Origin of the sequence: Methanospirillum sp., assembly GCF_028679455.1 — an archaeon.
Taxonomy (GTDB): Archaea; Halobacteriota; Methanomicrobia; order Methanomicrobiales; family Methanospirillaceae; genus Methanospirillum.
Genome location: NZ_JAJRBM010000018.1, coordinates 1 through 4,092 on the forward strand (window position 1 = coordinate 1; position 4,092 = coordinate 4,092).

The 4,092-nt window shown below is 44.9% G+C and carries 5 protein-coding genes; 1 reads left to right on the forward strand and 4 read right to left on the reverse strand.

All coding sequences use genetic code 11. From position 1 onward, the window contains the following. Window positions 1–75 precede the first annotated feature (75 nt). From LUQ50_RS00510 to cbiM, 3 genes are all read right to left on the reverse strand, one after another. Window positions 76–558, reverse strand: a complete 483-nt coding sequence (locus LUQ50_RS00510) for a methyl-coenzyme M reductase operon protein D (protein WP_300034554.1) — start codon at window positions 556–558, stop codon at window positions 76–78. 339 nt (window positions 559–897) lie between these two features. Then, the gene (locus LUQ50_RS00515) at window positions 898–1,245 is read right to left on the reverse strand and encodes a PDGLE domain-containing protein (RefSeq protein ID WP_300034557.1); all 348 of its coding nucleotides are present in this window, start codon (window positions 1,243–1,245) and stop codon (window positions 898–900) included. Continuing rightward, complete coding sequence (gene cbiM / locus LUQ50_RS00520) at window positions 1,242–1,883, reverse strand: cobalt transporter CbiM (RefSeq protein WP_300034559.1); 642 nt, start codon at window positions 1,881–1,883, stop codon at window positions 1,242–1,244. The genes LUQ50_RS00515 and cbiM overlap by 4 nt, the downstream gene beginning before the upstream one ends. Before the next feature lie 404 nt (window positions 1,884–2,287). Here cbiM and LUQ50_RS00525 point away from each other — a divergent pair, with 404 nt between their 5' ends. After that, window positions 2,288–3,154, forward strand: a complete 867-nt coding sequence (locus LUQ50_RS00525; protein ID WP_300034562.1) for a hypothetical protein — start codon at window positions 2,288–2,290, stop codon at window positions 3,152–3,154. 212 nt (window positions 3,155–3,366) lie between these two features. Here LUQ50_RS00525 and LUQ50_RS00530 read toward each other — a convergent pair. Beyond that, on the reverse strand, window positions 3,367–4,092 hold a 726-nt coding region (locus tag LUQ50_RS00530; protein ID WP_300034565.1), incomplete at its 5' end, for a zinc ABC transporter substrate-binding protein.

Here is a 4,092-nt window from a genome sequence, read left to right on the forward strand (position 1 = left end):
AATCGGGGGTTAGAAAAAGTATAACCTGAAAATCCAGTGCCTGTACTGGTATGAGATCTCTTCTCCCTGAGTTTGTCAGGCATTGCACTGAGAATCCTGGTTAATGATTACCGGATCGATACGTTGCTTATAATCGGACAACCCAATCAGATCATTGTCAGATTCTGGTATTTTCTCAAGGTAATCTGAGAGAGATGCTTCAGTTTTTATGAACTTGCCCACCAGGATCTGAACCGGCATATCCTGTAAAAATTCAATACAAAAATCTGCAACTTTCTCTATCACACTTTCATCAGCAGCCTCTACGATAACATCTCCCATCATAACCCGCATCTGGACATTCTGATCAGATATTTTTACATCTGATAGTACCGGGAGAGGAGTTTTTTTATCCTTGAAATGGTCTTTTGGATTTTCAGAACTAAATCCAGGCCCATGTACAAGCATTCTTCTGATACCCGGAATGTATGAAAGACCGTCAAGAAACTTTTCTGCATTATCTGCACGGAGCATCTGAAGCGGGATGATCCGGCATTGGGGGTATGATTGCGATTCCATTTGTTCACCCGAAATTTTATTGCAGAGGTATCAGAACTCAGAAGGACTGGTGATACCGGTGCCTGAATTATCATGGTGTTACTAATACTTTAATGTTATTACTCAGTATGATTATATTAAAACCTAGTAATATTCGATTTCATGAATCACATGAAACTGGATTACCCCGATGAATCATCATACCTGAACAAATATCGTACCCGGAAAAAAGATGAGTGGTGACCATGACTACACTTCTCACGTTTTGGTGTGGCAAAGATTCTGTATATTAGAATATACAGAATCAGAAAAAAGATAAATCTGGTCTCGTGAGACCAGGTTGTTACAGTTTCTGGGAAATTATGACTTGGTTTTCCTGCCCGCCATTCCGACAAGCCAGGTTGCACCAAGGACCACCAGAAGGGTAAGGAAGATACCGACCACGATAGCAACCAGGCCGCCTGCCGCTCCCATTGATTCACCTAATGAATAATCCGGCATCGGTGATTCATACGCAAATGTGCCCGTACCTACGGCTTCAGGATTCCCATCTTCCGGAGCAGCACCGGTCAGGTCTTTCTGTCCAGATACCATCAGAGCAGTGCTCTCAAGCCCATCAGGATCTCCGGATGCCAGGAATACGGCAAGAACACCGATTACTATCGCGATAATTAGCCCTACGATGAGGAAGGTCTTGTTATCCATCATGCTGCTTCAGCTCCTATTGTGGAATTTACGAGATCTGGCCGTGCCTGGGAGAGCAGGTAAATAACCGCTGCAGTTACGATCCCTTCGATGATACCGATGGCTGCATGATATATTCCCATTGCCATAAGGCCGGGGACAAGCGGGAAGGTTCCGGCGAGGAACATCTCCAATGCACAGGCAAGTGAGGGGATCAGGCAGGCTAGCCAGGCAGCGATTCCTGCTGAAACCAGCGTGTTTTTCGTAATTCCCTTAATTCCCTGGAATGAGTAATATCCAACATATCCTCCGATAACACCCATGTTGATGATGTTTGCCCCCATCGTTGTGATTCCTCCATCACCAAAGACAAAGCCCTGGATGATAAGAACCAGCGTAAGGATGAAGATCGCCCCAAATGGGGATCCCAGAACGATTGCAGCAAGTGCTCCTCCAACCAGGTGACCACTGGTACCCATGGTTACCGGGAGGTTGAATGACTGCAGGGCAAAGATTCCTGCCGCGAGAACCGCTACCAGAGGGATCTTGTCCTCGTCCATCTCATTTTTGGCCCACCGTACTGCCAGTGCCAGGAATATCAATGCAATAATCCAGTACACGGCTGCCTGGGGAATCGGAATAAATGCGTCAGGAATGTGCATAGTGTTTCATCTCAAATGGTGATGTACAACTATAAGTTACTACTAATTTCTATTTACGTGTGATCATAGTGTGATCTAAATTACATTCTCAATAATATAGGTGATTTATCACCCTGGAGTAGTATCAGAATCAACAACTGAATGACTATGCTCCGGTAAATTATCTTAAAATAAAAAGATGGTGAGAAACTAAACTCACTATTTTTATTTTAGAAATGAGATGTCACATACATTTAGAATGTTTTTAGTCGCAAGAAATTATGCTAAAAAAATAATGTCCGCGTTCATGTGACAATGGTATGAGTATTGTATAAAAAGCAGGATCAATTCATACCATTTCTTAACTTCATCACACTAAATAGTTCTTGCTGATAATGTTTCAGCATCGAAGTAGGAGGATAGTTATGAACTATAGTTTTGTATGTCTATTCGCAATAGCGGTCCTGGCAGTTCTTTCAGGTATGGTGGTAGCTGATTGGCTTCCCCCCGAGGTACCTGAAAACCAGGTCTTTACCGTAGATACGGTCATCGATGCAACTGGTGCCGTTGATGACAAATCAACCATGTCATGGATTATTACCTCTCCAAATGCAACTCCAACCGGTATTCTCGGAGAAGGCCAGTCAATAGCAGATAGCACCTTCAAGGATGCAATCCTGACCAACGGAGGTAAGATTGCTGAGAACAAGAACTTTGACTTCAACTCCCAAAATCAGGAAAGTGGTCTGTTCAACATTGAGTCACAGAAAGTGCTGACCTATGCCAGCACCGAAGGTGCACACATGGTTGGTGAAGAGGAGTATACCCTCTCGGTTGCAGGCAATTACGCTGAAACTGATGATAACATCCGTTGTGTCTTTTCTGATGAGCATGGGGGAGAACTCCCGGCATTCTGTAATATCGTTTCAGCCAAGAGTGCCCTGGTGAATGTCAACAGTGCCCAGATCTCCACAAAAGGACAGATCCGTGCGGTAACCGAAACAGAAGATGTTCCTGCCGAACTGAACTATCAGATCGCGGTCACTCCAGATGCTAACTCGGGGAGTGGCTTTGCAGAAGGAGCAGTAAAGACCGTCTTTGCAGGCAGTATCATGGAAGCCCGTGATGGAAATGATGACAACTATGATCTTGATGGCACCACGGAGGATGGCGAAGCTACCTGGAACAAGACTTCAGTAACTAACACCTGGAAAGACAGCACTGAAGTGACAGGCGGTATCAAGACTCTGCAGAAAGCCTTTGGCTATCAGTCCGGGTTCTCTCTCGAATAAAATTATGGGGCAAATGCCCGTCCCTTTTTTAGGAATCCCGTAATCAAAGTGGTTCACTCCTCAATATATCATGACGGTTGTCAGGGTTGTAAATCACGATATGATTCCGGTATCAAACAACAATATAGTATACTGATGTTTATTTTCCGATCAATCAACTTCTGCCTATGATAACCAGTAAATGACGGAGTATTGCTATAAAAAAAGGGAGGTTATGCCAGGAGCAGGTTCTTATTATACTGAAGTACGTCCGGGATCGAGTTGACTCCCTCAATAGACTTCGGGAAGTTGGTGAAGATGACACGATCGGCCTTCACGGCAATGTCAGTTAATGCTTCTTCGATCCCTTTTGCCATCTCTCCAGACTGCATATTCTCAATCACGTACATCTTCCCCCCGCCTGATACCAGATCAAGGGCAAATATCTTATCTTTGTTTGCCTGAATCGCATCGACTACTTTCGCCGGAGTTTTATTTCCGCCTAATGCGAATTCAGGTGCAAATACGTCATATACCTGAACACCGAGCCATTTCTGTACCGGCTCCTTCTGCCATGCCATTACAATCGCATGCTTCGACGCAAGCTGGGTCTTTTCGTCATCGGTAAGATTCCCTGCTTTTGCTATCTCTGCTTTATACTTCTCAGCATTCGCTGTGTACGTGTCAGCGTTCTTGGGGTCAGCTGCCTTGAGCCACCCCAGTACGGTGTCAGCAAGTGATTCTGCAGATTCCGGAGTGTTCCATTCGGTATTGGGTTTCAGGATCTTCCAGGTTGTCTTCCCATATCCGTTTGAATCCCTGAACTTCTCAATAGCAGCCATGGCAGCCGTATCCATACTACTGTTATGTGCAAGGAAGAGATCAGGCGACTTCAGTGCATCTGCATTCTTCTGGAGAAGTCCAGGCAGAATGTCCCCTTGTAAATGAGGGCAGACGGT